This is a genomic window from Alloalcanivorax xenomutans, from assembly GCF_900217905.1.
GTDB lineage: Bacteria > Pseudomonadota > Gammaproteobacteria > Pseudomonadales > Alcanivoracaceae > Alloalcanivorax > Alloalcanivorax xenomutans.
The window spans coordinates 218,993-243,667 of the sequence record NZ_OBMO01000003.1; the positions used below are offsets into that span (position 1 = coordinate 218,993).

Consider the following 24,675-nt stretch of genomic DNA (forward strand, 5'->3'; position numbering starts at 1 on the left):
TTTAAAAAGAAAGCTGAGATCAAAACCATCCAGCGTGCAAAGCGCTGGTACTCGGCAACGGTTTGCGTTTACATGGATACAGGGCCGCGCCGGTCCGGCGGGCCTCGCCCTCAACGGGAGGAGAACCATGGCACGTAAGCCGTTGTTCCTGATCCTGCTTCTGGCGCTGGCCATGGCCGTGCTGATCGCCCTCCCCGTTTCCGCTCAATCGCCCTCCGCGCAACACTCCGCCGCATCTGCGTCACCACCTGATGTCCGCGTGATGGTCCTGGATGACGCCATCGGCCCGGCGGTCAGCGACTGGTTCGTGCGCGCGCTGGAAGACGCCAACGACGAGGCGGCGGCTTTGTTCGTGCTACAGCTGAACACACCTGGCGGCCTGGACCACTCCATGCGCGCCATGATTCGCACCATTCTCGACTCGCGGGTGCCGGTGGCCATCCACGTTGCCCCTTCCGGCAGCCGTGCCGCAAGCGCCGGCACCTATCTACTCTACGCCGCCCATATCGCGGCCATGGCGCCGGCCACCAATCTTGGCGCGGCAACCCCCGTGGAGTTGGGCGGCGGCGCTCCGGCCCCCAATCCCGCCGGCAGCGATGGCGAAGATCAGAACACCGCGCCGGACAGCGCCACCGCCCTGCGCAATAAACAGGTCAACGACGCCGTGGCGTATATCCGCGGGCTGGCGGAACTGCGCGGGCGCAATGCCGACTGGGCCGAGCAAGCGGTACGCCAGGGCGCCAGCCTGCCCGCCGAGGAGGCGCTGGAACAGAACGTCATCGACCTGATCGCCGATGACCTGCCCGCCTTGTTGTCGCGGTTGGAAGGCCGGGAAATCGAAATTCGCGGGCAGCGACACACCCTGACGCTGAGCGGCCATCAGGTACGGAACATCGAGCAGGACTGGCGCACCGGCTTTCTGGCGATCATCACCAACCCCAGTGTCGCCTACCTGCTGTTATTGGTGGGCATCTACGGCCTGATCCTGGAGTTTTCCAGCCCCGGCGTCGGCGTGGCGGGCGTGTTTGGAGGCATCTGTCTGTTGGTGGCCGCCTACGCCTTGCATCTGTTGCCGGTGAGCTACGTTGGCCTGGCGTTGATTGTGCTGGGTATAGGGCTAATCGCGGCGGAAGCCCTGTCGCCCTCGTTCGGGGTACTGGGTATCGGCGGCGTGGCCGCTTTCGTGATCGGCTCGGTGATGCTGATGGATACCGAATTGCCCGCGTTCCAGATCGCGCTACCGGTGATTGCCGCCGTCGGCACCGGATCCCTGCTCCTGGTCGGCGTCATGATCCGCCTGATCACTCGCACCCGACGACAGGCTCTGGTCAGCGGCGCCGATACCTTGATTGGCCAGTCGGCGGTGGCGGCTCAGGATTTCGAACTTCTCGGCATGGTACGCATCAATGGCGAGCTGTGGCGTGCCCGCGCCGCCGCCCCGGTGCGCAAGGGCCAACGATTACGGGTCATCGGCCGGAAGGGTCTGACCCTGAATGTGGAGGACGCATCATGACGATCTACTATTTCTGGATTTCACTGGCGGTCCTTTTGATCGCCTTTCTGCTCAGCGCCTTTCGGATTCTGCGCGAGTACGAACGCGGCGTGGTGTTCATGCTTGGCCGCTTCTACCGGGTCAAGGGGCCCGGGCTGATCGTGATTATCCCCATCGTGCAGCAAATGGTGAAAGTGGACCTGCGTATCCGCGTGCTCGATGTGCCCACTCAGGATGTGATTTCCCGGGACAACGTTTCGGTGAAGGTCAACGCGGTGTTGTATTTCCGCGTGATCGACGCACAAAAGGCGGTGGTCAATGTGGAGGATTTCTTCGCCGCCACCAGCCAACTGTCACAAACCACCCTGCGTTCGGTGCTGGGCAAACATGAGTTGGATGAGATGCTGGCATCGCGGGACGAGTTGAATCGCGACATCCAGGAAATCCTCGATGAGCAGACCGATTCCTGGGGCATCAAGGTCTCCAATGTGGAGATCAAACATGTGGACCTGGATGAAACCATGGTGCGGGTGATCGCACGACAGGCTGAAGCCGAACGGATTCGCCGCGCCAAGGTGATCCACGCCAACGGCGAAAAAGAGGCGGCCCAGGTGTTGCTGGAGGCGGCGCGCACGCTGTCGGAGCAGCCCCAGGCGCTGCAGCTGCGCTATCTGCAAACCCTGACGGAAGTGGCCAACGATCGCTCCAGCACCATTGTCTTTCCGCTGCCCATGGATCTGTTGAAAGGATTCTTGAAACCTGGAGAAACGGGCAGGTAATACTTTTTATTATCGGTACCAAAGGCATCCATTCTATTTGGGAATGGATGCCAATCCTGCTTTTCATTGGATATCCCAGCGGCGTGACGGGAACATGCAGTCTTTAAGAGCCTGTTTAAGATGGAGTTCCCATGATTCGTCGCGGTTTTTGGCAAGCCGGCCTGTCCTTGGTGGCGGCTGCTACTTTCGCCATGGCCTTCAAGGGTATTTTCGCCCGGCTGATCTATCAACACGGTGTCTCCGTGAACGCGCTGCTGATTTGGCGCTTTGCCCTGGCCGTGCCGCTGTTCTGGCTTGGCGGGATGTGGCTGCTGCGTCGCAATCCCGCGCCAGCTGGCGGTCTGGGACACCAACAATGGGCTCTGTGCGCCGGCACCGGATTGTTGTTCTTTATCAGCGCCTGGTGTGATTTCCATGCCATCGAAAGCCTGGGCGCCAGTCTGTCACGCATGTTGCTGTATCTGTTTCCGGCCATGGTCATGGTGTTGCAGGCGGTGGAGCGTCGACGCTGGCCCGAGGGCCGTTCCCTGCTGATCTTCACCGGCGCCTGGATTGGTATCGCTCTGGTGCTCATGCCGGGCTGGCACGGCGGCACCGTAAACCCGGCCGGTCTCGCCTACGGCTTCGGCGCGGCACTGTGCTACGCCCTGTTCTGGCGGGCCAGTCAGTCGCTGATGAAACCGCTGGGGTCGGTGCGCTTCAACCAGCTTTCCAACAGTTTCACGCTGGTGGCGATGCTGGTGTTCCTGTTGCCCGGTGTGCCGTTGCAGAGCCTGTGGTTGCCCGCACCCGCGCTCGGCTGGATGCTGGTGATGGTGGTGTTTTCCACCGTGGTCCCGTTCTTCCTCATGTTCGAGGGCATTCGCCGCACCGATACCAGCCGGGCCGGTGTGGTGTCCATGTTCGGGCCGGTGGTGACGGTACTGGCGGCAATAACGGTGTTTCCGGATGAGCACCTGGGGCCGGTGCAGTGGCTGGGCATGGCGCTGGTCCTGGCCAGCATCGCCATGCTGAAATCCGACAAGAAGCCGAAACCGGCCTGAAACCAGCCCGGCGCCTCTCTCCCGGCGGGGGAGAGGCGCCCCGGGAGGTTATTTGCTGAGGTATTTCATGGCCCGCTCCAGCCCTTCCAGGGTCAGCGGGTACATATGGTCCTCGGTGAGCTGCTTGATCCACTGGGTGGACGTGGTCATCTCCCAGGCCCTTTGCGGCTCGGGGTTCAGCCACACCACCTTCTCGTAGGTGTCCTTGATACGTTGGAACCAGACCGATCCGGGTTCTTCGTTCCAGTGCTCCACGGAACCGCCGGCGGAATTGATCTCGTACGGGCTCATGGCGGCATCACCGATGAAGATCACTTTGTAATCATTGCCGTACTTGTGCAGGACATCCCAAGTGGCGGTTTTCTCGTCCCAACGACGGCGGTTGTCCTTCCAGACATACTCATAAACGAAGTTATGGAAGTAGAAATACTCCATGTGCTTGAACTCCAGCCGGGCGGCGGAGAACAGCTCCTCGCAGAGCTTGATGTAGGGGTCCATGGAACCGCCCACGTCGAAAAACAACAACACCTTGGCACGGTTCTCCCGTTCCGGGCGCATCTTGATATCGAGCAGACCGGCGTTGCGGGCGGTGGAAGAAATGGTGTCGTCCAGATCCAGTTCTTCCTCCCGGCCGGTGCGGGCGAACTTGCGCAACCGACGCAACGCCAGCTTGATGTTGCGGATGCCCAGTTCCACCGAGTCATCCAGATTCCGGAACTCGCGTTTTTCCCAGACTTTCACCGCGCGCTTATTGCGGGAAGGGCCGGTCATGCGAATCCCTTCCGGGTTCTCGCCGTAACCACCGAACGGGCTGGTGCCACCGGTGCCAACCCATTTGTTGCCGCCCTGGTGCCGCTTCTCCTGCTCTTCCAGACGCTTGCGCAGTTCGTCGAGAATTTTCTCCAGGCTGCCCAGCCCCTTGAGCTTTTCCCGCTCTTCCGGAGACAGGGTCTTTTCCAGTTGTTTGCGCAGCCATTCGTCAGGAATCACCCGATTGAGCCATTCCGGCTCAATGTTCTCGATCCCTTCGAAATAGCTGGCGAAGGCGCGATCAAAACGATCGTAGTACTTCTCGTCCTTGACCATCACCGCCCGCGAGAGCATGTAGAAGTCCTCCACGGAGCCGAAGGCCACGTGGTGTTTGAGTGCATCGCACAGATCCAGCAGCTCCCGCAGGCTCACCGGCACCCGGTGAGTGCGCAGGTTTTCAAAGAAGCCAATCAGCATAGCAACCTCTGTGAACGGAATGAGCGTATCGGCACGGGCCGCCGATCAGCGCTCGCGCCGGTTCATGAACGCCAGGCGCTCCAGCAGTTGAACGTCCGCTTCGTTTTTCACCAGGGCGCCATACAGCGGCGGAATCGCCTTCTTGGTGTCGCGATTGCGCAGCACGTCGTCGGGGATATCGTCGGCCAGCAGCAGCTTCAGCCAGTCGATCAGCTCGCTGGTGGACGGCTTTTTCTTCAGGCCCGGTACCTTGCGCAGGTCGAAGAAAATTTCCAGCGCCTCGGAGACCAGCTCCTGTTTGATGTCCGGGAAATGCACATCCACGATTTTCATCATGGTCTGGGCATCGGGGAAATTGATGTAGTGGAAGAAACAACGGCGCAGGAAGGCGTCCGGCAGTTCCTTCTCGTTGTTGGAAGTAATGATCACGATCGGCCGCTTGGCCGCGCGCACGGTTTCGCCCGTCTCGTAGACGAAAAACTCCATGCGATCCAGTTCCTGCAACAGGTCGTTGGGGAACTCGATATCGGCCTTGTCGATCTCGTCGATCAGCAACACCACCTGCTCATCGGCGGCGAAGGCTTCCCACAGCTTGCCCTTCTTGATGTAGTTGGACACGTCCTCCACGCCTTCGGCGCCGAGCTGGGAATCCCGCAGCCGGGATACCGCATCGTACTCGTACAGGCCTTGCTGGGCCTTGGTGGTGGACTTGATGTGCCAGGCCAGCAGCGGCTTGCCCAGAGCCTCGGCCACCTGTTCGGCCAGCAAGGTTTTGCCAGTGCCGGGCTCCCCTTTGATCAACAGGGGGCGCTGCAGCGCGATCGCGGCGTTCACCGCCATTTTCAGGTCGTCGGTGGCGACGTACTGGTCGGTACCCTGGAACTGCATGCAGGAATCTCCACATCGTTTCGGAAACATGGCCGGACACTCTAGCAATCCGCGGACAGAGCGCATAGGGCCAGAACCGCCATGAAGCGGGAGGATTGTGTCATAATCCGCGACCATGAATCTGCTCCTTCTGCACCCGGAACAACATCTGGAAGGCCCGTTTTGGCGGCTCGATGCCCGCCAATGCGAGCACGTGCGCCAGGTGCTGAAATTGAGCGAAGGGGATCAGTGCCGTGCCGGCGTGCTCGACGGAGAGATAGGCTTTGCTCGTCTGGACTCCATAAAAAACAATGAGATAACAGTTTTTTTTAAAGCTGTTTCTCCCCCTCCTCCCCCGCTTGATCTGAACCTGCTGCTGGCCCTGCCCCGCCCCAAGATGCTCAAGCGGCTGCTGGTGGACGCCGCCAGCCTGGGCATCAAGCGGATTGTGTTGATCAACAGCTGGAAGGTGGACAAGAGCTACTGGCGCACCCCCAATCTGAAGGCCGGCCTGTTGCGGGAAAAGCTGCTGCTGGGACTGGAGCAGGCGATGGATACCCGATTACCCGAGTTACGCCTGGCACCGCGCTTCCGTCCTTTCGTGGAAGATGAACTGGATACCTGGGCCGGCCCCGGAGAGCGGCTGCTGGCTCACCCCGGCGATCATGCGGACCTGCCCCATCAGCAGGAGGGGCCGCTGACCCTGGCCATCGGCCCGGAAGGGGGCTGGACCCCGTTCGAGGTGGAACTGCTGGCAGGGCATGGGTTCCACTGCCACCGTTTCGGCACTCGTATTCTGCGCGTGGAGACCGCCCTGCCCGCCCTGGTGGGGAGTCTGATGCGCCTGCCCTGATATTTGTCAGGTTACCGAACGAAACGACCCCGCCGAAGCGGGGTCGTGTTTTTCAGGGCGGCCGTCAGCGGCGGTAAGGGTTGCGCCGCGGCTTACGCGGTGGCTTGTTGCCGCCGCGCTGATGACGCAACCGGGCTCGACCATACAGACCGGTGTATTTCTTGCCTTTCAGATCCACCCTGTCCAATAGCGGGCGAATTTCTTCCTCGGTGAGTTCCTGCCAACGCCCCATGCGCAAGCCGGAGGGCAACGTCAGATCGCCGAAACGAATCCGCATCAACCGCGATACATCCAGCCCCTGTGACTGGAACAGACGGCGCACTTCGCGGTATTTCCCACCGGTAAGCGATACCTTGTACCAACGGTTGGCGGCGTCCTCGTTGTGGCCAGCTTCCTCAATGCTGTCGAACTTGGAAACCCCATCCTCCAGCATCACGCCTTCCAGCAGTGCACTGCGCTGCTCGTCGGTGAGCTCGCCACGGATACGCACCGCGTACTCGCGAACAAAACCGTTGGACGGATGCATCAGGCGGTGTGCCAGCTCTCCGTCCGTGGTGAACAGCATCAGGCCGGTGGTATTGATATCCAGCCGTCCCACCTGCACCCAGCGCATACCCTGCAGACGCGGCAGGTTGTCAAACACCGTGGGCCGGCCTTCGGGATCATTTCGCGAGCACACCTCCCCGGCGGGTTTGTGATAAATGATCACGCGTCGAACTATGTCTTCTTCCGGCTTCACTCGAATGATCCTGCCATCCACTCTTAATACATCTTCTGGCTCCACCCGGTCTCCCAGGGTCGCCACCTTGCCGTTCACGGAGACTCGCCCGTCGGCGATCCAGACCTCCAGTTCCCGGCGCGAACCCAGCCCGGCACGGGCCAGCACCTTCTGTAACTTCTCACTCATTGGGCGAACGCTCTTCATCGGCCGTCATGTCGGCCGCCTCCTGCTCCGGCGGCTCCGGGTCCTGCTCATCGGGAGAAGCGCCCTCCTCTTCCGATGCACCCGAATCCGGCCGGCGGCGGAATTCCGCTTCAAAATTGGCGATCACCGAGTCCACCTTTTCCATGCTCATCAAGGTGGATTCGTCGATCTCCGGCTCATCGTGCATATTCAATGCCAGCACGTTGGCGTTGTCCGGTTCGGCCCCGTCTCCATCTTCTCCCTCCGACACAGGCTCGTTCTCGGACGGCGCGTCACTGAGCGCCAGTTCCTCGTTGAGCTTGTCGAGGTCACGGATCTCCGCCAAAGGCGGCAGCTCGTCCAGACTCTTCAAATCGAAGTAATCGAGGAACTGGCGGGTGGTGGCGAACATCGCCGGCCGGCCCGGCACATCCCGGTGTCCGACCACGCGCACCCAGCCGCGTTCCATCAGGCTCTTAATAATATGGGAACTCACCGAAACGCCGCGGATCTCTTCGATCTCGCCGCGGGTGATCGGCTGGCGGTAAGCCATCAACGCCAGCGTTTCCAATACCGCCCGGCTGTAGCGGGGCGGCTTTTCCTGCCACAGGCGGCTGACCCAGGGCCCCAGCTCGGTGCGCACCTGAAAACGGAAGCCGGTGGCAACTTCCTTCAGCTCAATACCCCGTTCGGCATAATCCTCACTCAGCGATTCCAACAACCGGCTCAGATCCGCCTTGCTGGGGCAATCCTGTTCATCGAACAAAGTCAGCATGGTATCCCGGTCCAGCGGGCCGTCGGCGGCCAGAATCGCCGCTTCCAGAATGCTCTTGATCCGCTCCGGCGACAGTTCACTCATGCCTCGCTCCCTTGTTCGGCGTCCGGGATGTCATCTTCCAATTCCAGCTGCGCGATCACATCAGACTCTTCCACCGTCACCGTTTTCGCCTTGATGTGGATCGGTGAGAACGGCGAGTTCTGAACCAGTTCCACCAGTGACACCTTGACCAGCTCCAGCACCGCCAGGAAGGTCACCACAACGCCCAGCTTGCTCTCCTCGGCGTCGAACAACTCCACGAAGGGTACGAATTCCCGCCCCTTCAGCCGGTCCAGCACATTCGCCATGCGCTCGCGGGTGGAAAGCTTTTCCCGCGATATCTGGTGGCTCTCAAACATGTCGGCTCGGTGCAGCACTTCCTTGAGCGCCAGCAGCAATTCGCGCATATCCACGTCCGGCTGCGACTTCTCACGCACATACTCCGGACGGCGGGCGGCGGCCAGGTGAATATCGCGCTCCAGCCGGGGCAGCGCCTCGATATCTTCCGCCGCCTTCTTGAACCGCTCGTATTCCTGCAACCGGCGGATCAATTCGGCGCGGGGGTCCTCGCCTTCGTCCTCTCCCTCGTTGGCCGGGCGCGGCAGCAACGAGCGGGATTTGATCTCGCCCAGCATGGCCGCCATGACCAGATACTCGGCGGCCAGCTCCAGGTTGAGCGCCTTCATCAGCTCAACGTACTCCATGTACTGGCTGGTGATTTGCGCCACCGGAATATCAAGGATGTCCAGGTTCTGCCGCTTGATCAGGTACAGCAGCAAATCCAGCGGCCCCTCGAACGCTTCCAGGAACACTTCCAGGGCATCGGGCGGAATGTACAGATCATCCGGCAGCTTGGTGATCGCCTTGCCGTAGATCAGCCCAAAGGGCATCTCCGCCTGCTGTGGAGCAGGCGGTGGCATCAGCGGATTGTCCACCGGATTCGGATCGTTCATCGCACCTTGCTCATCGGCACCTGCTTATCGACGGCTTATTCATCGATAGTGCAGTCCCATTACCGCCCGCACCTCTTCCAAAGTGGCACGAGCCTGTTCCCGGGCCTCTTCGCAGCCGTCGGACAGCACCGACCGCACCAGGTCCGGATTGCGCAAATGCTCTTCCGCCCGCTTGCGGATCGGCTCCACTTCCTCCTGCACCGCCTCGATCACCGGCTTTTTGCAGTCCAGACAGCCGATCCCCGCGCTGGTGCAGCCCTCGCGCACCCAGATGCGGGTGGCATCGTCGCTGTAGACCTTGTGGAATTCCCATACCGGGCAATTCTCCGGATCACCAGGGTCACTGCGGCGCACCCTGGCCGGGTCCGTGGGCATGCGCCGGATCTTGCTTTCCACTTCCCCCGGCTCCTCGCGCAGACTGATGAAATTGCCGTAGGACTTGGACATTTTCTGACCGTCCAGGCCCGGCATGCGCGAAGCCGGGGTCAGTAGCGCCTGGGGTTCGGGCAGAATCACCTTGCCGCCACCCTCCAGGTCGCCGTAGAGCCGCTCCTTGTCGCCCAGAGTAATGTTCTGCTGGTCCTGGACCAAGGCCCGGGCGGTTTCCAGGGCCGATTCATCACCCTGTTCCTGATACTGGCGGCGGTGATTCAAGTAGATACGGGACTGTTTCTTGCCCATCTTCTTGATCGCCGCGGCCACCGCCTCCTCAAACCCCGGCTCGCGGCCATAAAGGTGGTTGAAACGGCGCGCCACTTCCCGGGTCAGTTCCACGTGGGCCACCTGATCGGCCCCCACCGGCACCTGTCCGGCCCGGTAAATCAAAATGTCCGCCGCCTGCAGCAGCGGGTAACCGAGAAAACCATAGGTGCCCAGGTCCTTTTCCTTGAGCTTTTCCTGCTGGTCCTTGTAGGTCGGCACCCGCTCCAGCCAGGACAGCGGCGTGATCATCGACAGCAGCAGATGCAGTTCCGCGTGCTCCGGCACCTGGCTCTGCACGAATAGCGTGGCGGAACCCGGGTTGACCCCTGCGGCCAGCCAATCCACCACCAGATCCCAGGTGTGCTGCTCGATGCTGCCCGGATTTTCATATTCGGTAGTCAGACCATGCCAGTCCGCGACGAAAAAGAAACACTCGTACTCATGCTGCAGACGTGCCCAGTTCTTCAGTACCCCATGATAGTGTCCCAGGTGCAGACGGCCGGTGGCACGCATGCCGGAAACCACTCGTTGGGCGGGAACCACGGAACTCAAAACCGACTCCTGTCGTAAAGGCGTGAAAGCCAGCGATTATAAGGCGAAGAAGGTGCCCAGGGACAGGGTGCACGGATTGTGTACCCCGCCGGGTTCAGAAAATGGCGTCCAACGGCCCGGCCCCTTCGCGGATCACCTCCGGCCCGTTGCCATCGACCAGGGAGATCACCGTGGTTTCGGTGACGCCGCAGAAGCCGCCATCGATCACCATATCCACCTGGTTATTAAGAAAGTCGCGCACGTCCTGCGGATCGGTGAGTGGAAATTCATCGTCTGGCAAATGGGCGGTACTGGTCATGATCGGCTCGCCGTATTCCGCCAGCAGCGCCTGACAGATCGGATGGTCCGGCACCCGGATACCGATGGTGCGCTTTTTCGGATGCATCAGCCGCCGCGGCACCTCACTGGTGCCCTGGAGAATAAACGTATAGGCACCCGGGGTGTGCGCCTTGAGCAAACGGTAGTCCGGGTTGTCCACCTTGGCGTACAGCGCCAGCACCGACAGATCCGGACACAGCAGAGTGAACTGGTGTTTATTGTCCAGTCGGCGAATGCGAATCAGCCGATCCAATGCCGCCTTCTCGCCGATGCCACAACCCAATGCGTAGGTGGTGTCGGTGGGGTAGGCAATCAGCCCGCCCTGGCGCAACACCTTGGCGGCTTCGCTGATCAAACGCGGCTGCGGATCTTCCGGATGAATGTGTAGTACGGTGGTCATGGGCGCGGATTGTCCGCCGCTTGGCGCGCTGACGCAAGGTCTCGGGCCGCCCATACCGGGACCGCGTCCTTCGGGTAAGGCGGCAGCCCGCCCAGTCGCAGCCACTTTTGTTCCGGGGAATGGAAATCACTGCCACCGGACACCGCCAGTCCGAAGTGGCGCCAGCACTCCTCCAGCAGCGCGCCCTGCGCCGGCGTCAGCCCCGGCATCAACGCTTCCAGTGCCAGGCCACCGGCATCACGGAAGGCGCCAACCAACTGCCGCAAGCGTTTGCGGGTCATATTGTAAGCCTGTGGATGCGCCAGCACTGGCACCGCGCCGGCGGCCAGCAAATCCGCCACGCCCTGCTCCAGCGTGCACCAGGGTGTGGAAACGTAGGCGGACTGGCCTTTCTTGAGAAAGCGGTTGAACGCGTGCTGATTGTCCCGGGCCTTGCCTTCGCTGATCAGCATGCGCGCGAACCAGGGCCGGCCAGGCGCGTCACTGTCCGCCAGGGCGCAGGCCTTGTCATAGCTGCCACTCAATCCAGCGGCACGATCGAGACGGTCGCCGATACGCCGGGCGCGCTCCCGGCGTGCCTCCATCTGGCTGGCCACCCGGGCCCGAAGCACGGGGTTGGCCTCATCGAGCCACAAACCGACCACGTGGATTTCACGATTGTCCCACTGCACCGACAGCTCGATTCCCGGCACCAGTTCCAATCCCACTTCCCGCGCCCGGGCACGCGCTTCCGGCAACCCGGCCAGGGTATCGTGATCGGTCAGCGCCAGGGCGTCCACGCCATAGTCCGCCGCCCGCGACACCAGCTCCGCCGGGCTGAGCTGGCCATCGGAAGCGCGGCTGTGGGAGTGAAAATCCGGACACTGGTACATTAGCCCTCCAGACGGGCGATCATGGTGGTGGCACACTATCATAACCGCCGACCAATCCCCATCATGGACCGGGGCGGGTGATTTGTGCCGCGCTTCCCGATAACATGCGTCCTCCGGGAGGACAACGTCGCTATGAAAGTAATGTCGCCATGAAAACCCTATTTGACTACTTGCCCGTGGTGGTGTTCTTCGGCCTCTACTTCGTTAGCGGCCGGGATATCATGCTGGCCACCTGGGGGCTGCTCGGCGCCACCAGTTTTCAGGTCATCGCCGGACGCCTGATCTGGAAGCGCTGGCATCGTTTGCATCTGGTGATACTGGCGATAACCCTGGTATTCGGCGGCCTCACCCTGGCCTTGAACAATGACGTCTTCATTAAATGGCGTCCCTCCATCATCAGTTTCGTGCTGGCGGCGATTCTGGCCGTGGGCCATTTCCTGAAACACCGCAATCTGCTGCAACGTCTCTGCGAAAGCCTGATGCGTAGCGCCTTTGGCAAGGTGGTCACCCTGCAAACCAGGGACTGGCGGCGGCTGAATCTGGCGTTCGTGCTTTATTTCATCTTCATCGGCTTGCTGAATCTGTACATCGCCTTCAATTTCAGCACCGACTTCTGGGTGAATTTCAAACTGTTCGGCTTTACCGCGATCCAGATGGTGTTCTATCTGGCTGCTTTCGCCTATTTTTACAAGCGCATGCCCGAGGCGGACCGCAAGAGTCTGTTTCACGGCGACGCCAATGACAAAAAGCCCGACGACAAGGACAACGATGCTTTACGCGATCATCAGTGAGGACGTGCCCGACTCCCTGCCCCTGCGAACGCCCGCACGACCCGCGCACCTGGCGCGCCTGGAAACGCTCAGAGATCAAGGCCGGCTGGTGCTGGCCGGGCCGTTGCCGGCGGTGGACAGCGACAACCCCGGCGAAGCCGGTTTCACCGGTTCCCTGGTAGTGGCGGAATTCCCCTCGCTGGCGGAAGCCCAGGCCTGGGCCGATGCCGACCCTTATGTGGATGCCGGCGTATACCGCCAGGTTCAGGTGAAGCCCTTCAAGAAGGTTCTGCCCTGAGAGCCTTTTTAAGATCGTTTTTACAAATACTGTACGCGGCACTACGGCAAAGCGTGCTTGTTTCGGCAAGAATAGCCGCCGCGCTTCCCGTTCATTGCGCCGTATTACTCACGCCGGACGACAAGGAGACCCGTGAATGCGAAATCGATGGTTAAGCGGCTTGCTGATGCTGGCGCTGTGTTTGCCAGCCCCTGTATATGCCGCCGCGGCCTGGATCGGCGATGAAATCTATGTCCCCATGCGAGCCGGCGCCGGCACTGGCTACCGCATCGTGCACAGAGGGATCAAAAGCGGCACCCGGGTGGAGTTGCTTGGCGAAGAGGGGGACTGGATCCACATCCGCTACGGCAACCGGGAAGGCTATGTGGAAAAACAGTACATCAGCCGTACTCCCACCGCGGCGCTGCGCCTGCAAAAGCTGACCCAGGACACCGAGAAAACCACCAGCACGGCCAGTGATCTGCGCCGGCAAATGGCGGAACTGGAAGGTCAACGCGATGCTCTGCGCGGCGAAGTGGAAGAATTGCGTTCCTCCCTGACTTCCCGCAGCAATGAACTGGACCAGCTACGCAACGTGGCCGCCGACCCGATCCGTCTGGATCAGGCCAACCGCCGTCTCAACGAGGAGTTGAGCATGCTGCGTTCGGAGTTGGATCAGGTGAAAGCGGAGAATGCCCTGCTGCGCAATGACAACACCTCCCGCAAGTGGATCACCGGCGTGGGCATCCTGTTGCTTGGTGCCATCGGCGGCTTGCTGCTGAAATCCAAATCCGGCCGCCGGCGCAGCAACTGGGCCAACTGATCCTTTCCCGCACAGCGCGCGCACGCGCCGGCCACGAAGCGGCTGCAGGAGCTTGCCTCGCAAGCGAATCTTTTGGGCCGAAGCCCATTCGCCAGCAGGGCTGGCTCCGACAGCCGCTTCGTGGCGATCTCAGATTCAGTTTGCCAAGCCCATGGCGTCAACTCTCCAGCCGGCCAAACAGGGTTTCCAGACGCAGCACCACGCCATTGATCCCCTCATAATCGTGCTCCCGGGGCCATAACACGAAGGGCTCCACCTCCACGAACAGCCAGGGCCGCCAGACATTGCGCCGATAGCGCGCATACACCCGGTAATTCTCCACCACCCCAGGCTTGCTGTAGCCGTCCACGGCCATCCCCAGATCCAACGCGGAACGAGACCCGAGCCGCTTGAACAAGTTGACTCCTTGAAACAGCCCCATCCCCAGATCGCCCTCATTGAGTTCCTCGGAATAACGGACTTCGCTGGAAAAACGCACGCTGGAGGTTGGTGTCAGTGGCCGGTCCAGCTCGAACAGGGAACGGCTGCCCCAACCTTCCGGATCACGCCAGTAAAAGCGTTGGGTATAGCGCAGCCAGGCGGTTTCATTGAACAACGGGTACAGACGGCGGTAACGAAGCCGCGTGTAGGTGGTCAGGTCGGAACGCACGCCCGCGTCCAGGTCCAGATCCATGGCATCGGAGCGGTCGATGACCCAGCGCAACGCGCCACGAAAACCGTCGTCGCGCTCGCCCGCGGGGAGCTCCCGGGCCGCCCGGGCATCCCTGCCCTGCTCCTCGTCCTGGTTACGGAACAACAAAGAGAAACGGCGTTCGGCACTGGGAAGCCAGACTCTTGCGTCCACATCCACATCGCTGGCATCGTCGTTATCGTCGCGCCACACCTGCTCCGCGGTAACACGCACCCGACTGGCGGCCGGCTCGTTGCTGTCGCGCACCGGATCCTCGAAAAAGCCGTCCACCCAACGGCTCGGCCAGCACAGTGTGCGTGACAACCAGCCGTGGGTACGGTCCACCAGAGTATCGTTGGCGCCTGAGTAACAGCTGTCCGGCGACTCCGCGCGAACCGCTCCACTCAACACCAGCACGCCCAGCCATAAAACACGCCTCATGGCCTCAGCATAGCGCCGCAGCGCGGCGGCGGGAATCAGCCCAGCGCGCCGGCCTCACGTAAACGGACGATATCCTCATCGGTGAAGCCCTGCTCCCGCAACACGTCCTCGTTGTGCTGCCCAAGGCCAACGCCGGCGAAACGATAGCTCACCGGGGTGGCGGAGAACCGGAATGGCGAAGCCACCTGTGGTTGTTCACCGCCGCGCCCGTCGGGCACCGACACCACCATGTTCCGGGCCTTCAGTTGAGGATGCTCACGGGCCTCGGAAAAGCTCAACACCGGCTCCACGCAACAATCCACTTCGGCGAACACCCGCAGCCAATGTTCCAGTGGATGCGCGCCGATCGCCTCGGCGATGGCGCCCTTTACCTCATCCACCACCTGCGGCGAAAAGCTCAGCCCCTTGGCGGTGAGATCCGGCCGTTGAATGGCCTCGCAGAACCGGCTGAAGAATTGCGGCTCCAGGCCGGCCACGGAAAGATAGCGTCCGTCGCTGGTGCGATAACAATCGTAGAAGCTGCCGCCGTTGAGCTTGGTGCCTTCCAGTTCGGGATCCTCGCCGGCGACCAGGGCCCCTGGCGCGGTCAGCGCATGCAGGCTGAAGGCGGCGTCGGTCATGGAAATGTCCAGGTACTGCCCCTCGCCGGTTTGCTGACGGTGAATGACCGCCGCGAGTATCGCCATCACCGCGTGACAGGAGCCGCCCGCCACATCCGCCACCTGGCACGCCATTGGCGCCGGCCCGCTGTCACGCCGGCCGTTGTAGCCGGTCATGCCGGCGATGGACAGATAGTTGAGATCATGGCCGGCGCGGTCCCGATACGGCCCGGTCTGACCGTAGCCAGTGATCGAGCAATAAATCAGCCCCGGATTGATCGCCTTGAGCGCCTCGTAACCCAGCCCCAACTTGTCCATCACACCAGGGCGAAACTGCTCCACCACGATGTCGTAGTCGCGCACCAGCCGGTGCACGATCTCGATGCCCTCGGGCTGTTTCAGGTCCAGCGCCATGGCACGCTTGGAACGATTGAGATAGGCATGAGCGGCGGACACACCGTTCACCGACGGCGGCAGCAGCCGCACGAAGTCCGGGCGCGTGGGAGATTCGATGCGCAGCACGTCGGCACCCATGTCCGCCAGAATCAGGGTGCCGAACGGGCCCGGCAACAGCGTGGAGAAATCCAGAACTTTCAGTGAATTAAGGGGGCCGGTCATACGTTTACTCCTAGGGCCAGTTCCCACTGTTTCCATCCCGCCTGCTGGATGCCCTTTTTGCCTCCAGCGAGGCGGAGGGCGCGCGGTTTGGTCATTCCAAATAAGCAACCGACAACGACGCGGGAGGTAAAAAGGGCTCCAGCCCTTCGGGTTGCGGCTAAAACGTCACCACTCTGCGTTATTCGTCGTTTATTTGGAATGACCAAACTTCTCTCCTCATGCCTGGATTGGTGACGTTTTAGCCACAACAGGCGGGATGGAAACAGTGGGAACTGACCCTAGCGCGCCTGAGAGTACGACCTTCATCGCACTGCGCCAATGGCCAAGTCGATCGCCGAAGTGACCGAAATGGACATGGGACTTTGGCCTGCAAGTCCGTTAGCATCGCGGTTTTCCCATCCAAACGTATCCATGACCGTATACAACAAAATTCGCGGCATTCTGGCGCTGACAGGCATCGTTCTAAGCACCACGGTGATCATTGGGCCGTTTTACGTGCTGACCTTGATCAAGCTGATTCTTCCCTGGCACGCCGCCCGGGTCCGGCTTTCCCGGGCCCTGGTGGTGGTGGCGGAAACCTGGATGTCGATCAACAACGTCATCATCGGCATCAGCAGCGGTCTACGCTGGGAAGTGGAAGGCCTGGAAGGCTTGCACCGCGACGACTGGTATCTGGTCACCGCCAATCACCAGTCCTGGGCCGACATCCTGGTGCTGCAGAAGGTCACCAACCGGCGCGTACCGTCGCTGAAGTTCTTTCTCAAGCAGGAACTGATCTGGGTGCCGCTGTTGGGACTGGCCTGGTGGGGACTCGATTTTCCGTTCATGAAGCGCTACAGCAAGGAACAGATCGCCCGCAATCCGGAATTGCGCGGCAAGGACATGGAAACCACCCGCCGTGCCTGCGAAAAGTACGCCCACTACCCGGTATCGGTGATGAACTTCTTTGAAGGCACCCGCTTCACCCAGGACAAACACGACCAGCAGCAGTCACCCTATCGCCATCTGCTCAAACCCAAAGCCGGCGGCGCCGCCTTCACCCTCAGCGCCATGGGCGGCCAGTTGCACACTCTGCTCGATGTCACCATTGTCTATCCGCCCGGAACCGACCGCTCTCTGCTGGCGTTTCTCGGCGGCGCCATGGACAAAGTCCAGGTAATCGTCCGTCAGCGCCCCATTCCAGACTGGGCCAACCAGGGCGATTACGAGAACGATGAAGAGTACCGCCAGCGCTTCCAGAGCTGGATCAGCGACATTTGGGCGGAAAAAGACGCGCTGATACAATCCCACCTTTCCGCCTGACCCGGTCTTTGCCTATAGTATGGCGTCAAAAGGCGGCCACCGAATTCGGGTCGGCCGCGATAATCACGAACGGTGCCCGTTGAGCGGGCGCCGTTGATGCTGGTGACTTCTTTCCCACGGGATGCCCATGTTCGGCAAACTATTCAAACCCCGGTGGCAACACCGTGACGCCGCTGTTCGCAAGGCGGCCGTAGACACGCTCGACCCTCGGCAACAGGCCGACCTGCTCGCCAGTCTGGCGCGCGAGGATGCCAGCGAAGAGGTGCGGGCCAGCGCCACACAAAGGCTGCTGGACCTGACCGTACTCGATACCCTCACCCGTGACAGCCACAGCGCCCCGGTGCGCGAGGCGGCATCCGATCGGATGATGGCCCTGCTCGCCGGCGCGGTGCCGGACGGCCCGGACCGTGATACCCGCTTGCACTTGTTACGCCATACCGGCAACGCCAAGGTTCTCTATCATGTGGCCCAGAACGGGGTGGACGGCGAGAGCCGGCAAGTCGCGCTGAGCGCATTGAGCGATGCCGACACCCTGTGTGAGATCGCTCTGCACGGCCATGATGAAGCCTTGCGCCTGGCCGCCGCCCAGCGACTGGAAAGCGCGGAACATATGAAGCGCCTGACCAAGGAAGGGCGCGACAAGCGGGTGGTGCGGCATGCCCGTGAGTGGCTGCGTGACAGACAGCAAGCGGAACAGGACCGCCGCAAACGGGAACAGGACTGCGCGGCGGTGGCGGAAGCCCTGCGACAACACGCGCAGCGGGCCGCTGACGGCCTCTACCAGGCGCGCCTGCAACAACTGGAACAGCGTTGGACGGAACTGGCGGAGCACGCCGGCGAAGAACAGACCCGCATCGCCACACAAGCGCTGGAACAAGCCCATCAACGCCTGGCGCGACAAGCCGCCGAGGCGCGGGAACAGCAGGCCCGCGAGGCCGCCCTCGGCGAGCGCCGTGCTGCTCTGGCCACACTGCGGCAATTACTGGATGACGTGACCGAGGACACCTGGGATACGCAGCTTGGCGCCCTGCGCTCCGCCGTCGCGACCCAGGAACGCCGCTGGCAGGCGGCCGCCGAGGAACTGCCGGCGGAGGAAGGCGAATACCAGCATTTCCAGCAGTTGCTGGAGCAGTGGCACAATTTGATCGCCCTGGCCGAACAGAGCCAGAGCGAGGACCGCGAGCTGCTGGAAACCCTGTCACAACGGTGGCCGCGCAAGATTCCGGCACCCAGGGCACTGCAACAGCGTCCCGCTCCGGCTCCGGCACCGGAAGTCACCGCGCCGTCAACACGAGCGCCCTCCGCAGGCAAGGCGGGCGGCAGCGCCCATCAGGGGCTGGTGGTGGCGCTCCGGCGAGAACTTCAAAAAGGAAATTTAAAGCACGCCAACAGGTTATGGTTGAAAGCTGAAGCAGTACTCGAAGAGGAAAATGACACCTGGCTGAGTAAACAGTTGCAACGCCTGGAAGAGCGCCGCAATGAACTGCGCGATTGGCATGCCTTTGCCGCTCAGCCAAAGAAAGACCGCTTGTGCGAGCAGATGGAGGCTTTGATCGGCGGTAATCTCGACGCCGAGGAACAGGCCAGCGCGATCCAGGCACTGCACGATGAATGGCGTGAGCTGATGAGCTCCGACCAGGATCAGGATCAAGCCCAGTGGGACCGTTTCAAGGCCGCCTCCGATCAGGCCTATGAACCCTGTCGGGCCCACTTCCGTGAACTCGACGAACAACGGGCGGACAATCTGCGCCGCCGGGAACAGCTGTGCCGCCAGCTGGCGGACTTCGTCGCCGCCCAGGACTGGCAGCGGGCCAACTGGCAAGCGGTCTGGGAGATCCGCCGGCAGGCGCCGCAAGAGTGGAAATCATTACAACCGGTCCGTTTCACCGACGCCCGGGATGTACAGAAACGGTTCTCCGCCCTGCTGTCCGAAATCGATCAGCAAATGGAAGGCGCCTGGCGGGAAGCCGAGCAGCAGCGTCAGGCCATGATCGCGGAGGCTGAAGCCCTGCTCGCCCAGGAGGACCTGGACAGTGCCACCCGCGAGGCGCAGCAGTTACAAAAACGCTGGCGCCAGGCAGGCTGGCTGCCACCGGGCCGGCACCGCCCGCACCAGAAGCGTTTCCGCCGTATCATGGACGACCTGTTCGGCGCACGGCAGGCCCGTCTGGAACAGCGGCGCAACGAGCTGGAAGAAAAGCAGAACGAGGGTATCGCGGTGCTGGAACAAGTGGCGGCGGCCCTCAAGGAACCGCTCGCCAGCCAGGACGAAAGCGCCCTGCGCGACCATGCGGCGGCGCTGGATGAATTGGACGAAGCGGCCCTGGGCCGCGCTGGCCAACGCCAGTTCCGGCGTCTGCGGGAGCAGATACAGGAACGCCTGGCGGCCCTGCCGCGCTGGCGCCGCTGGCAACGGGCGGTGCTGGGTATCGAGGCGAGCCCCGACGGTGAATCCAGCGAGGACGACCAGACCCTGACCGTGGCACTGGAAGCCCTGGCCGGCATCGACAGCCCCGAGCACGCCCGCGAGCGGCGGCTGACCTGGCAACTGGAACAGCTGCCACGCGCCATGAAGGGCGCCAACACGTCACCTTTGGACGAAGCCCTGACGCTACTGGAAGCCCGCCCCGATGGCCCGCTGGACAGCGGCCTGGCCCGCCGCCTGCAGGCCGCCTTGCAGGCGATGCAGCCGTAAAAAGCAGGGAACAGTGAAGAGTGAACAGTTAATAGTGAATAGTTAACAGCGAAAAAAATGCGATTCTGCAAAGGCCATTTGCGAATTCGCCACTCCTGATCCTAGTTGACAGGCTTGTTGTTTATTTGCTTTTGAACGCGGAGGGGCTTGCCAGCTTTTGACCGCGGCCCCTATGGTTGGAGAGCAAGGTTACGTATTTCGCGCAGCTATTAACTGTTCACTCTTCACTGTTCCCTGCTTTTCACTGTCCATATCGCTTAGCATTCTCCAAAAACACCGCCTCCTCCGTCGTGCTCTCCCTGCCCAGCGCTTCGTTGCGGTGGGGGAAGCGGCCGAAGCGGGCGATGATGTCGCGGTGTTCCTCGGCGAACTTCAGGTTGTTTTCAATTTTGCTTTTCAGATGTTCCGGCACCCGCTCCAGCAAGGAGCGGAAGCAGGCGATGCCCTGATTCTGCAGCGCCAGGTCCTCTGCGTGCATCAGCGGCATGTAGAAGAACACCTGCCCGGCCCAGGGAAGACCGGTTTCCATGCTGGTGGAGATGCCTTCCAACGTCAGCGTGACCGCCTGATGGTCACCAGCGAAGGCCGCCGCCTCGCCACGATGGATGTTGCGGCTGAACTGGTCCAATAACAGAATCAGTGCCAGCCGGGAGCGGGGATGGCGCTCCCAGGCCACCAGTTCCCGGTCTAGCGCCGCCTGCAGACGAGTACTGAATTGCTCGCGAATACGTGCATCCACAGCGGCGCCGCCGGAGAACCATCGCCGCTCGCACTCGCCTGGCGGCCAATCCCCCTGATCCAGTCCATCAAACCAAAAGTCCAGGATATCGTTGTAGGGCACATCGAAATTCATCATTGCTGGCAATCCTTCGGTAATACTTCCCGCAAAACCGGCCAGGCGTTATCCAGCAGAGTGGGCTGGGCCTCGGCGGTGGGGTGAATGCCGTCGCTTTGAATCTGGCCCGCTTCCACCACGCCGTCGAGGAAAAACGGCACCCAGGGCAGCGCGTTGTTCTCCGCCACCTGCTTGAACACCGCCTCGAAACGTTCGGTATAGGCACGACCATAATTGGGAGGAATGCGCATTCCGAGCAGCACCACCCGGGCCCCGGCCTGCTGGCCAAGGGACACCATCTTTTCCAGATTGCCGGCCAGACGGCTCGGCGGCAAACCACGAAGGCCGTCGTTACCGCCCAACTCCAGCACCAGGACATCCGGCTGATGCCGCTCCAGCAAGGCCGGCAGACGACTGACACCACCATCACTGGTCTCACCGCTCACCGATGCATTGATCACCGGCATCGCGGAACATTGACTTGCCAGTCGTTGTCCGAGAAGGTGCACCCAACCCTCCGTTTCTTGCAGACCGTAGCCGGCGCTGATGCTGTCACCCAGCACCACGATGCCCTGCGCGCGGCCCAGTAAAGGCGCGAGGAACAACAGTATGACCAACAGGCACCTCGACATGGCTTCTTCCCCTGTACTCGTGGCTCAACGGTTAACCAAAACGGTGGTCGCTCCGGAAGGCGATCTGACCTTGCTGCACGGTATCGATCTGGAGATCGCCGCCGGTGACAGTTTGGCCATCACCGGGCCTTCCGGTTCCGGTAAATCCACCCTGCTCTCTCTGCTGGCCGGCCTGGATGTACCTTCCGGCGGCAACGTAACGCTGGCCGGACAGCCTTTCAGCGACCAGGACGAGGATACCCGGGCGGCCCTGCGCGGTCAGTATTGCAGCTTCGTGTTTCAGTCCTTTCATCTGGTCGCCGACCTCAGTGCGGTGGAAAACGTCATGCTGCCATTGGAAATCGCCGGCGACCGCCAGGCCCGCGACAAAGCCCGTCACTGGTTGCAACGGGTCGGCCTGGAGCACCGACAACATCATTTTCCCGCGCAGTTGTCCGGCGGCGAGCAACAACGGGTGGCTCTGGCCCGGGCCTTCGCCATGGCGCCGCGGGTGCTGTTCGCCGATGAACCCACCGGCAGTCTGGATCGCGCCAACGGGGAACAAATCGCCGGGTTACTGTTCAGTCTGAACCGCGATCACGGCACCGCCCTGGTACTGGTCACCCATGATCCGGAACTGGCCGCCCATTGCGCGCGCCACCGGCAACTGGTGGAGGGGCGTCTCGGTGACTGAACGACTGCTGCGCCCCTGGCGTTCCCCGGCGTTCCGGATCCAGGCGCTGGCGCTGATGGTGGCCACGCTCGCCATCGCCACCGTGGTGCTGTTGCGCGGCGAGCTGGAACACCGCTTCGCCACCCGCACCGCCGAGGCCATTGGCGGCGATCTGGTGCTGGAAGGCAGCGCCCCGCCCAGCGATCAGCAAAAAGCCATGGTCAGCGATCTTGCCAGTGCCAACACTCTGACCTTTAGCAGCGTACTGGTGCGCGACGACATCTTTGTGCTGGCCAGTGTCAAAGCGGTGGACCAGGGCTACCCTCTGTATGGTTCCGTGGCGGTGGCCGGGCAACGTTTCACCGACCCGCAACGGGTGGATCATGGTCCCGCCCCGGGTGAAGTGTGGTTGGCCGGTACCGCTCTCGACCGGCTGGAACAACAGGTCGGCGATACCGTCACCATCGGCGACCTGCCATTGCGGATCACCGCCGTGCTGGAACAGGAGCCGGATCAGGGCGCCGGTTTCTACAGCATGAATCCGCGCGTGCTGATGAATCTGGCCGACGTACCGGGCACCGGCATCATCGGCCCCGGCACCCGGGCCCGTTACAAGCTGCACCTGCGCGCGCCGGGCGAGATGATGGCGCCTCTGATCGAACAGCTGACTCCGACACTGGCCGCCAACCAGGAACTGGAAACCCGCGACAACGCCGGATTACGCTCCATGGGGCCGCTGCGCCAGTTAACCCTTTGGGGGCAATTGGCGGTGATGATGGTGGTGCTGTTGTGCGGCGGCGCGGTCTATCTGGCCGCCGGTGTGCGCAGTCTTGAGCAGGCCCGGCGCAGCGCGGTGATGAAGACTTTCGGCGCCTCCCGGGCCACGGTGCTGCGCTGGATTCTGTCGCGCGAGCTGACCGCGCTGTTGCCGGCCATGCTGGCCGGGCTGGCGCTGGCGGTAGCGGCGTTTCTGGCTCTGCAACAGTGGCTCGGCGATGCCCTGGCCTGGAAACCGGGCCCGGGCAGCTGGCTGCTGCTGGCGCTGGCGCCGCTGGTGATCTGGGCCGGGTTCGCCCTGCCCCGTTTGTGGCGGCTGGCGGATCTGCCGCCCCGTCAGATCCTGCAACCGGAACCGTCCGCGCCAGTGGCCCGCACCGGGCTCAACCTGGTTGGCGCGTTGGCGGCACCGGTACTGGTGGCCATGGTGCTGTCCGGCTCACTGATGGAGTTGCTCCAGTTGCTCGGGCTGATGGTGGCGGTGGCAGTGGGCCTGCCCCTGTTGCTGTGGGGGCCGCTGCGCCTTGCCGACCGCCTCGGCGACCGCTGGCCACTGGCGCCCAGGCTGGCCCTGCGGCGACTGTCCCGACGTCCGCTGACCACCCTGCCGATGCTGTCGGCGCTGGTGCTGGCGCTGGCGATCATGTCCATGTCCAGTCACGTGGGTCAGCAATTACTGAGCCAATGGCGCGCCACGCTGCCGGAAAAGGCCCCCAACTATTTCGTGCTGAATCTGTTCGAGCCGGATCTGCCGGCGTTCCGGCAATGGCTGGATCGTCATGGCGCGGAAACGCCACAGTTGTATCCGGTGGTGCGTGGCCGGCTGGTGGAAGTCAACGGACAGCCGGTACGCGAGGCGGTAACCAAGGAAAGCGATGATCGCGAACAGGGTGAGCGGGCCCTGAACCGGGACCTGTCCCTGACCGAAGGTGACACCCTGCCCGCCAGCAACCAGATCGCCTCCGGGCGCTGGCTCGACCCGGAACAGCCCGGCGAGGTCTCGGTGGAATCGGAACTGGCCGCGTCCCTGGGCCTGCAGGTGGGCGACCAACTGCGTTTCACCGGAGTCTCCGGCGAACTGAGCGCCACCATCGTTGGTCTGCGGGAAGTGGACTGGGAAAGTTTTCAACCTAATTTCTACTTCATGTTCAGCCCCGGGACGCTGGACGGCGAGGATCGCTACTGGCTGACCAGTTTCTATCTGGACGAGGCCGGCAGCGGCGCCCTGCCCGATCTGATCCGCGCTTTTCCTCAAATCACCTTGCTGGACGTGAACGCGCTGCTGGGGCAGGCCCAGGCTCTGATCACCCAAGCCAGCCGCGCGGCCTTGGCCCTGGCCGCGTTGCTGCTGGCCAGCAGCGTCCTGGTCATGGCCGCGGCCTGGCTCGCCGGCAGCGGTCAGCGGCGCAAGGACGACGCCCTGTTGCGCGTGCTCGGCGGCAGCCGCTCGCTGCTGCGGCGGGTGGCGACGATTGAACAGCTCTGGTTGATGGGCGGTGCCGCCGTGTTCGCACTGGTGCTGCACTTTCTGGCGCTGTGGCCTCTGGGCCAGCGTATGTTCGACGGTGACCTGCCGCTGTCTCCGTGGATGCTGCTGCCCTGGGCGGTGGTGCTGCCGTGGCTGGCGGTGCAGCGGGTTCTGCCCCATCGCACCGGCCCGCCACTGGCGCGGTTGAGCGGTTAAAACATCGACCGCACTACGAAGCCGCTGTGGGAGATTCTATGTTGGAGATCAAGCGATTTGGGTCTCCGATTGGTAGGTGGTTTTGTGCTTCATCAGGGCGAAGGCGATGCGAGCGAGTTTG

Annotated in this window: 23 protein-coding genes; 11 read left to right on the top strand and 12 right to left on the bottom strand. The window is 62.3% G+C overall.

What is annotated here, in order from left to right; genetic code table 11:
* Positions 1–127 precede the first annotated feature (127 nt).
* The 3 genes from CRO06_RS03930 (at position 128) to CRO06_RS03940 (ending at position 3,314) form a co-directional block, all read left to right on the top strand.
* The gene (locus tag CRO06_RS03930) at positions 128–1,513 is read left to right on the top strand and encodes an NfeD family protein (protein ID WP_097057770.1); all 1,386 of its coding nucleotides are present in this window, start codon (positions 128–130) and stop codon (positions 1,511–1,513) included.
* A complete protein-coding gene (locus CRO06_RS03935; protein ID WP_097057771.1) occupies positions 1,510–2,271 on the top strand; it encodes a slipin family protein in 762 nt (253 codons plus the stop codon). Before CRO06_RS03930 ends, CRO06_RS03935 begins: the two co-directional genes overlap by 4 nt.
* 131 nt (positions 2,272–2,402) lie before the next feature.
* Entirely contained in the window at positions 2,403–3,314 is a 912-nt protein-coding gene (locus CRO06_RS03940; RefSeq protein WP_022995032.1) for a DMT family transporter, read from the top strand.
* Between the two features lie 48 nt (positions 3,315–3,362).
* On the opposite strand, the gene CRO06_RS03945 is transcribed toward CRO06_RS03940, so the two are convergent.
* Positions 3,363–4,541 carry a vWA domain-containing protein gene (locus tag CRO06_RS03945; protein WP_022995031.1) on the bottom strand — a complete coding sequence of 393 codons (1,179 nt, stop codon included), beginning with the start codon at positions 4,539–4,541 and terminating at the stop codon, positions 3,363–3,365.
* Between the two features lie 45 nt (positions 4,542–4,586).
* The gene (locus tag CRO06_RS03950; RefSeq protein ID WP_022995030.1) at positions 4,587–5,429 is read right to left on the bottom strand and encodes an AAA family ATPase; all 843 of its coding nucleotides are present in this window, start codon (positions 5,427–5,429) and stop codon (positions 4,587–4,589) included.
* Positions 5,430–5,544: 115 nt separating this feature from the next.
* Here CRO06_RS03950 and CRO06_RS03955 point away from each other — a divergent pair, with 115 nt between their 5' ends.
* Positions 5,545–6,261: a 16S rRNA (uracil(1498)-N(3))-methyltransferase gene (locus tag CRO06_RS03955; protein WP_055100011.1), complete on the top strand. Its 717-nt coding sequence runs from the start codon at positions 5,545–5,547 to the stop codon at positions 6,259–6,261.
* A 64-nt stretch (positions 6,262–6,325) separates the two neighbouring features.
* On the opposite strand, the gene rluB is transcribed toward CRO06_RS03955, so the two are convergent.
* The 6 genes from rluB to CRO06_RS03985 all read right to left on the bottom strand — a co-directional run bounded on the left by rluB (position 6,326) and on the right by CRO06_RS03985 (position 11,779).
* The gene (gene rluB, locus CRO06_RS03960; protein WP_022995028.1) at positions 6,326–7,168 is read right to left on the bottom strand and encodes a 23S rRNA pseudouridine(2605) synthase RluB; all 843 of its coding nucleotides are present in this window, start codon (positions 7,166–7,168) and stop codon (positions 6,326–6,328) included.
* On the bottom strand, positions 7,161–8,024 hold the full coding sequence (gene scpB / locus CRO06_RS03965) for an SMC-Scp complex subunit ScpB (RefSeq protein WP_022995027.1): 864 nt from the start codon (positions 8,022–8,024) through the stop codon (positions 7,161–7,163). The genes rluB and scpB overlap by 8 nt, the downstream gene beginning before the upstream one ends.
* The gene (locus CRO06_RS03970; protein ID WP_097057772.1) at positions 8,021–8,935 is read right to left on the bottom strand and encodes a segregation and condensation protein A; all 915 of its coding nucleotides are present in this window, start codon (positions 8,933–8,935) and stop codon (positions 8,021–8,023) included. Before CRO06_RS03970 ends, scpB begins: the two co-directional genes overlap by 4 nt.
* A gap of 39 nt (positions 8,936–8,974) precedes the next feature.
* On the bottom strand, positions 8,975–10,189 hold the full coding sequence (locus tag CRO06_RS03975) for a tryptophan--tRNA ligase (RefSeq protein WP_014994666.1): 1,215 nt from the start codon (positions 10,187–10,189) through the stop codon (positions 8,975–8,977).
* Positions 10,190–10,283: 94 nt separating this feature from the next.
* On the bottom strand, positions 10,284–10,907 hold the full coding sequence (locus CRO06_RS03980) for an L-threonylcarbamoyladenylate synthase (RefSeq protein WP_022995025.1): 624 nt from the start codon (positions 10,905–10,907) through the stop codon (positions 10,284–10,286).
* The gene (locus tag CRO06_RS03985; RefSeq protein WP_022995024.1) at positions 10,904–11,779 is read right to left on the bottom strand and encodes a PHP domain-containing protein; all 876 of its coding nucleotides are present in this window, start codon (positions 11,777–11,779) and stop codon (positions 10,904–10,906) included. Before CRO06_RS03985 ends, CRO06_RS03980 begins: the two co-directional genes overlap by 4 nt.
* 149 nt (positions 11,780–11,928) lie before the next feature.
* Between CRO06_RS03985 and CRO06_RS03990 the strand changes: the two genes are divergently transcribed.
* From CRO06_RS03990 to CRO06_RS04000, 3 genes are all read left to right on the top strand, one after another.
* The gene (locus CRO06_RS03990; protein WP_022995023.1) at positions 11,929–12,570 is read left to right on the top strand and encodes an inner membrane-spanning protein YciB; all 642 of its coding nucleotides are present in this window, start codon (positions 11,929–11,931) and stop codon (positions 12,568–12,570) included.
* On the top strand, positions 12,548–12,847 hold the full coding sequence (locus tag CRO06_RS03995; RefSeq protein ID WP_022995022.1) for a YciI family protein: 300 nt from the start codon (positions 12,548–12,550) through the stop codon (positions 12,845–12,847). The genes CRO06_RS03990 and CRO06_RS03995 overlap by 23 nt, the downstream gene beginning before the upstream one ends.
* Before the next feature lie 136 nt (positions 12,848–12,983).
* Positions 12,984–13,649 carry a TIGR04211 family SH3 domain-containing protein gene (locus CRO06_RS04000; RefSeq protein ID WP_179746445.1) on the top strand — a complete coding sequence of 222 codons (666 nt, stop codon included), beginning with the start codon at positions 12,984–12,986 and terminating at the stop codon, positions 13,647–13,649.
* Positions 13,650–13,806: 157 nt separating this feature from the next.
* Here CRO06_RS04000 and CRO06_RS04005 read toward each other — a convergent pair whose 3' ends face one another.
* Entirely contained in the window at positions 13,807–14,760 is a 954-nt protein-coding gene (locus CRO06_RS04005; RefSeq protein ID WP_022995020.1) for a hypothetical protein, read from the bottom strand.
* Between the two features lie 35 nt (positions 14,761–14,795).
* Positions 14,796–15,977 carry a CaiB/BaiF CoA transferase family protein gene (locus CRO06_RS04010; protein WP_097057773.1) on the bottom strand — a complete coding sequence of 394 codons (1,182 nt, stop codon included), beginning with the start codon at positions 15,975–15,977 and terminating at the stop codon, positions 14,796–14,798.
* Between the two features lie 411 nt (positions 15,978–16,388).
* On the opposite strand from CRO06_RS04010, the gene CRO06_RS04015 reads away from it, so the two are divergent.
* Both CRO06_RS04015 and CRO06_RS04020 read left to right on the top strand, forming a co-directional pair.
* Positions 16,389–17,279, top strand: a complete 891-nt coding sequence (locus tag CRO06_RS04015; protein WP_097057774.1) for an acyltransferase — start codon at positions 16,389–16,391, stop codon at positions 17,277–17,279.
* A 127-nt stretch (positions 17,280–17,406) separates the two neighbouring features.
* A complete protein-coding gene (locus CRO06_RS04020) occupies positions 17,407–19,974 on the top strand; it encodes a DUF349 domain-containing protein (RefSeq protein WP_022995017.1) in 2,568 nt (855 codons plus the stop codon).
* 241 nt (positions 19,975–20,215) lie between these two features.
* Here the strand turns inward: CRO06_RS04020 and CRO06_RS04025 are convergent, their stop codons facing one another.
* Together CRO06_RS04025 and CRO06_RS04030 are read right to left on the bottom strand one after the other, a co-directional pair.
* Positions 20,216–20,830 (bottom strand): DUF924 family protein, encoded by a 615-nt coding sequence (locus CRO06_RS04025; protein WP_097057775.1) that lies wholly within the window; start codon positions 20,828–20,830, stop codon positions 20,216–20,218.
* Entirely contained in the window at positions 20,827–21,441 is a 615-nt protein-coding gene (locus tag CRO06_RS04030; RefSeq protein ID WP_022995015.1) for an arylesterase, read from the bottom strand. The genes CRO06_RS04025 and CRO06_RS04030 overlap by 4 nt, the downstream gene beginning before the upstream one ends.
* Here CRO06_RS04030 and CRO06_RS04035 point away from each other — a divergent pair.
* Positions 21,440–22,114 (top strand): ABC transporter ATP-binding protein, encoded by a 675-nt coding sequence (locus CRO06_RS04035; RefSeq protein ID WP_022995014.1) that lies wholly within the window; start codon positions 21,440–21,442, stop codon positions 22,112–22,114. The two genes, CRO06_RS04030 and CRO06_RS04035, sit on opposite strands and share 2 nt — an antisense overlap.
* The gene (locus tag CRO06_RS04040) at positions 22,107–24,554 is read left to right on the top strand and encodes an ABC transporter permease (RefSeq protein WP_051414390.1); all 2,448 of its coding nucleotides are present in this window, start codon (positions 22,107–22,109) and stop codon (positions 24,552–24,554) included. The genes CRO06_RS04035 and CRO06_RS04040 overlap by 8 nt, the downstream gene beginning before the upstream one ends.
* Positions 24,555–24,675 lie beyond the last annotated feature (121 nt).

Excerpts from the sequence above, each read along its gene's own strand:
- CRO06_RS03930 (WP_097057770.1), top strand. The coding sequence starts at position 128 with ATGGCACGTAAGCCGTTGTTCCTGATCCTGCTTCTGGCGCTGGCCATG.
- CRO06_RS03935 (WP_097057771.1), top strand. The coding sequence starts at position 1,510 with ATGACGATCTACTATTTCTGGATTTCACTGGCGGTCCTTTTGATCGCC.
- CRO06_RS03940 (WP_022995032.1), top strand. The coding sequence starts at position 2,403 with ATGATTCGTCGCGGTTTTTGGCAAGCCGGCCTGTCCTTGGTGGCGGCT.
- CRO06_RS03945 (WP_022995031.1), bottom strand. The coding sequence starts at position 4,541 with ATGCTGATTGGCTTCTTTGAAAACCTGCGCACTCACCGGGTGCCGGTG.
- CRO06_RS03950 (WP_022995030.1), bottom strand. The coding sequence starts at position 5,429 with ATGCAGTTCCAGGGTACCGACCAGTACGTCGCCACCGACGACCTGAAA.
- CRO06_RS03955 (WP_055100011.1), top strand. The coding sequence starts at position 5,545 with ATGAATCTGCTCCTTCTGCACCCGGAACAACATCTGGAAGGCCCGTTT.
- rluB (WP_022995028.1), bottom strand. The coding sequence starts at position 7,168 with ATGAGTGAGAAGTTACAGAAGGTGCTGGCCCGTGCCGGGCTGGGTTCG.
- scpB (WP_022995027.1), bottom strand. The coding sequence starts at position 8,024 with ATGAGTGAACTGTCGCCGGAGCGGATCAAGAGCATTCTGGAAGCGGCG.
- CRO06_RS03970 (WP_097057772.1), bottom strand. The coding sequence starts at position 8,935 with ATGAACGATCCGAATCCGGTGGACAATCCGCTGATGCCACCGCCTGCT.
- CRO06_RS03980 (WP_022995025.1), bottom strand. The coding sequence starts at position 10,907 with ATGACCACCGTACTACACATTCATCCGGAAGATCCGCAGCCGCGTTTG.
- CRO06_RS03985 (WP_022995024.1), bottom strand. The coding sequence starts at position 11,779 with ATGTACCAGTGTCCGGATTTTCACTCCCACAGCCGCGCTTCCGATGGC.
- CRO06_RS03990 (WP_022995023.1), top strand. The coding sequence starts at position 11,929 with ATGAAAACCCTATTTGACTACTTGCCCGTGGTGGTGTTCTTCGGCCTC.
- CRO06_RS03995 (WP_022995022.1), top strand. The coding sequence starts at position 12,548 with ATGCTTTACGCGATCATCAGTGAGGACGTGCCCGACTCCCTGCCCCTG.
- CRO06_RS04000 (WP_179746445.1), top strand. The coding sequence starts at position 12,984 with ATGCGAAATCGATGGTTAAGCGGCTTGCTGATGCTGGCGCTGTGTTTG.
- CRO06_RS04005 (WP_022995020.1), bottom strand. The coding sequence starts at position 14,760 with ATGAGGCGTGTTTTATGGCTGGGCGTGCTGGTGTTGAGTGGAGCGGTT.
- CRO06_RS04010 (WP_097057773.1), bottom strand. The coding sequence starts at position 15,977 with ATGACCGGCCCCCTTAATTCACTGAAAGTTCTGGATTTCTCCACGCTG.
- CRO06_RS04015 (WP_097057774.1), top strand. The coding sequence starts at position 16,389 with ATGACCGTATACAACAAAATTCGCGGCATTCTGGCGCTGACAGGCATC.
- CRO06_RS04020 (WP_022995017.1), top strand. The coding sequence starts at position 17,407 with ATGTTCGGCAAACTATTCAAACCCCGGTGGCAACACCGTGACGCCGCT.
- CRO06_RS04025 (WP_097057775.1), bottom strand. The coding sequence starts at position 20,830 with ATGATGAATTTCGATGTGCCCTACAACGATATCCTGGACTTTTGGTTT.
- CRO06_RS04035 (WP_022995014.1), top strand. The coding sequence starts at position 21,440 with ATGGCTTCTTCCCCTGTACTCGTGGCTCAACGGTTAACCAAAACGGTG.
- CRO06_RS04030 (WP_022995015.1), bottom strand. The coding sequence starts at position 21,441 with ATGTCGAGGTGCCTGTTGGTCATACTGTTGTTCCTCGCGCCTTTACTG.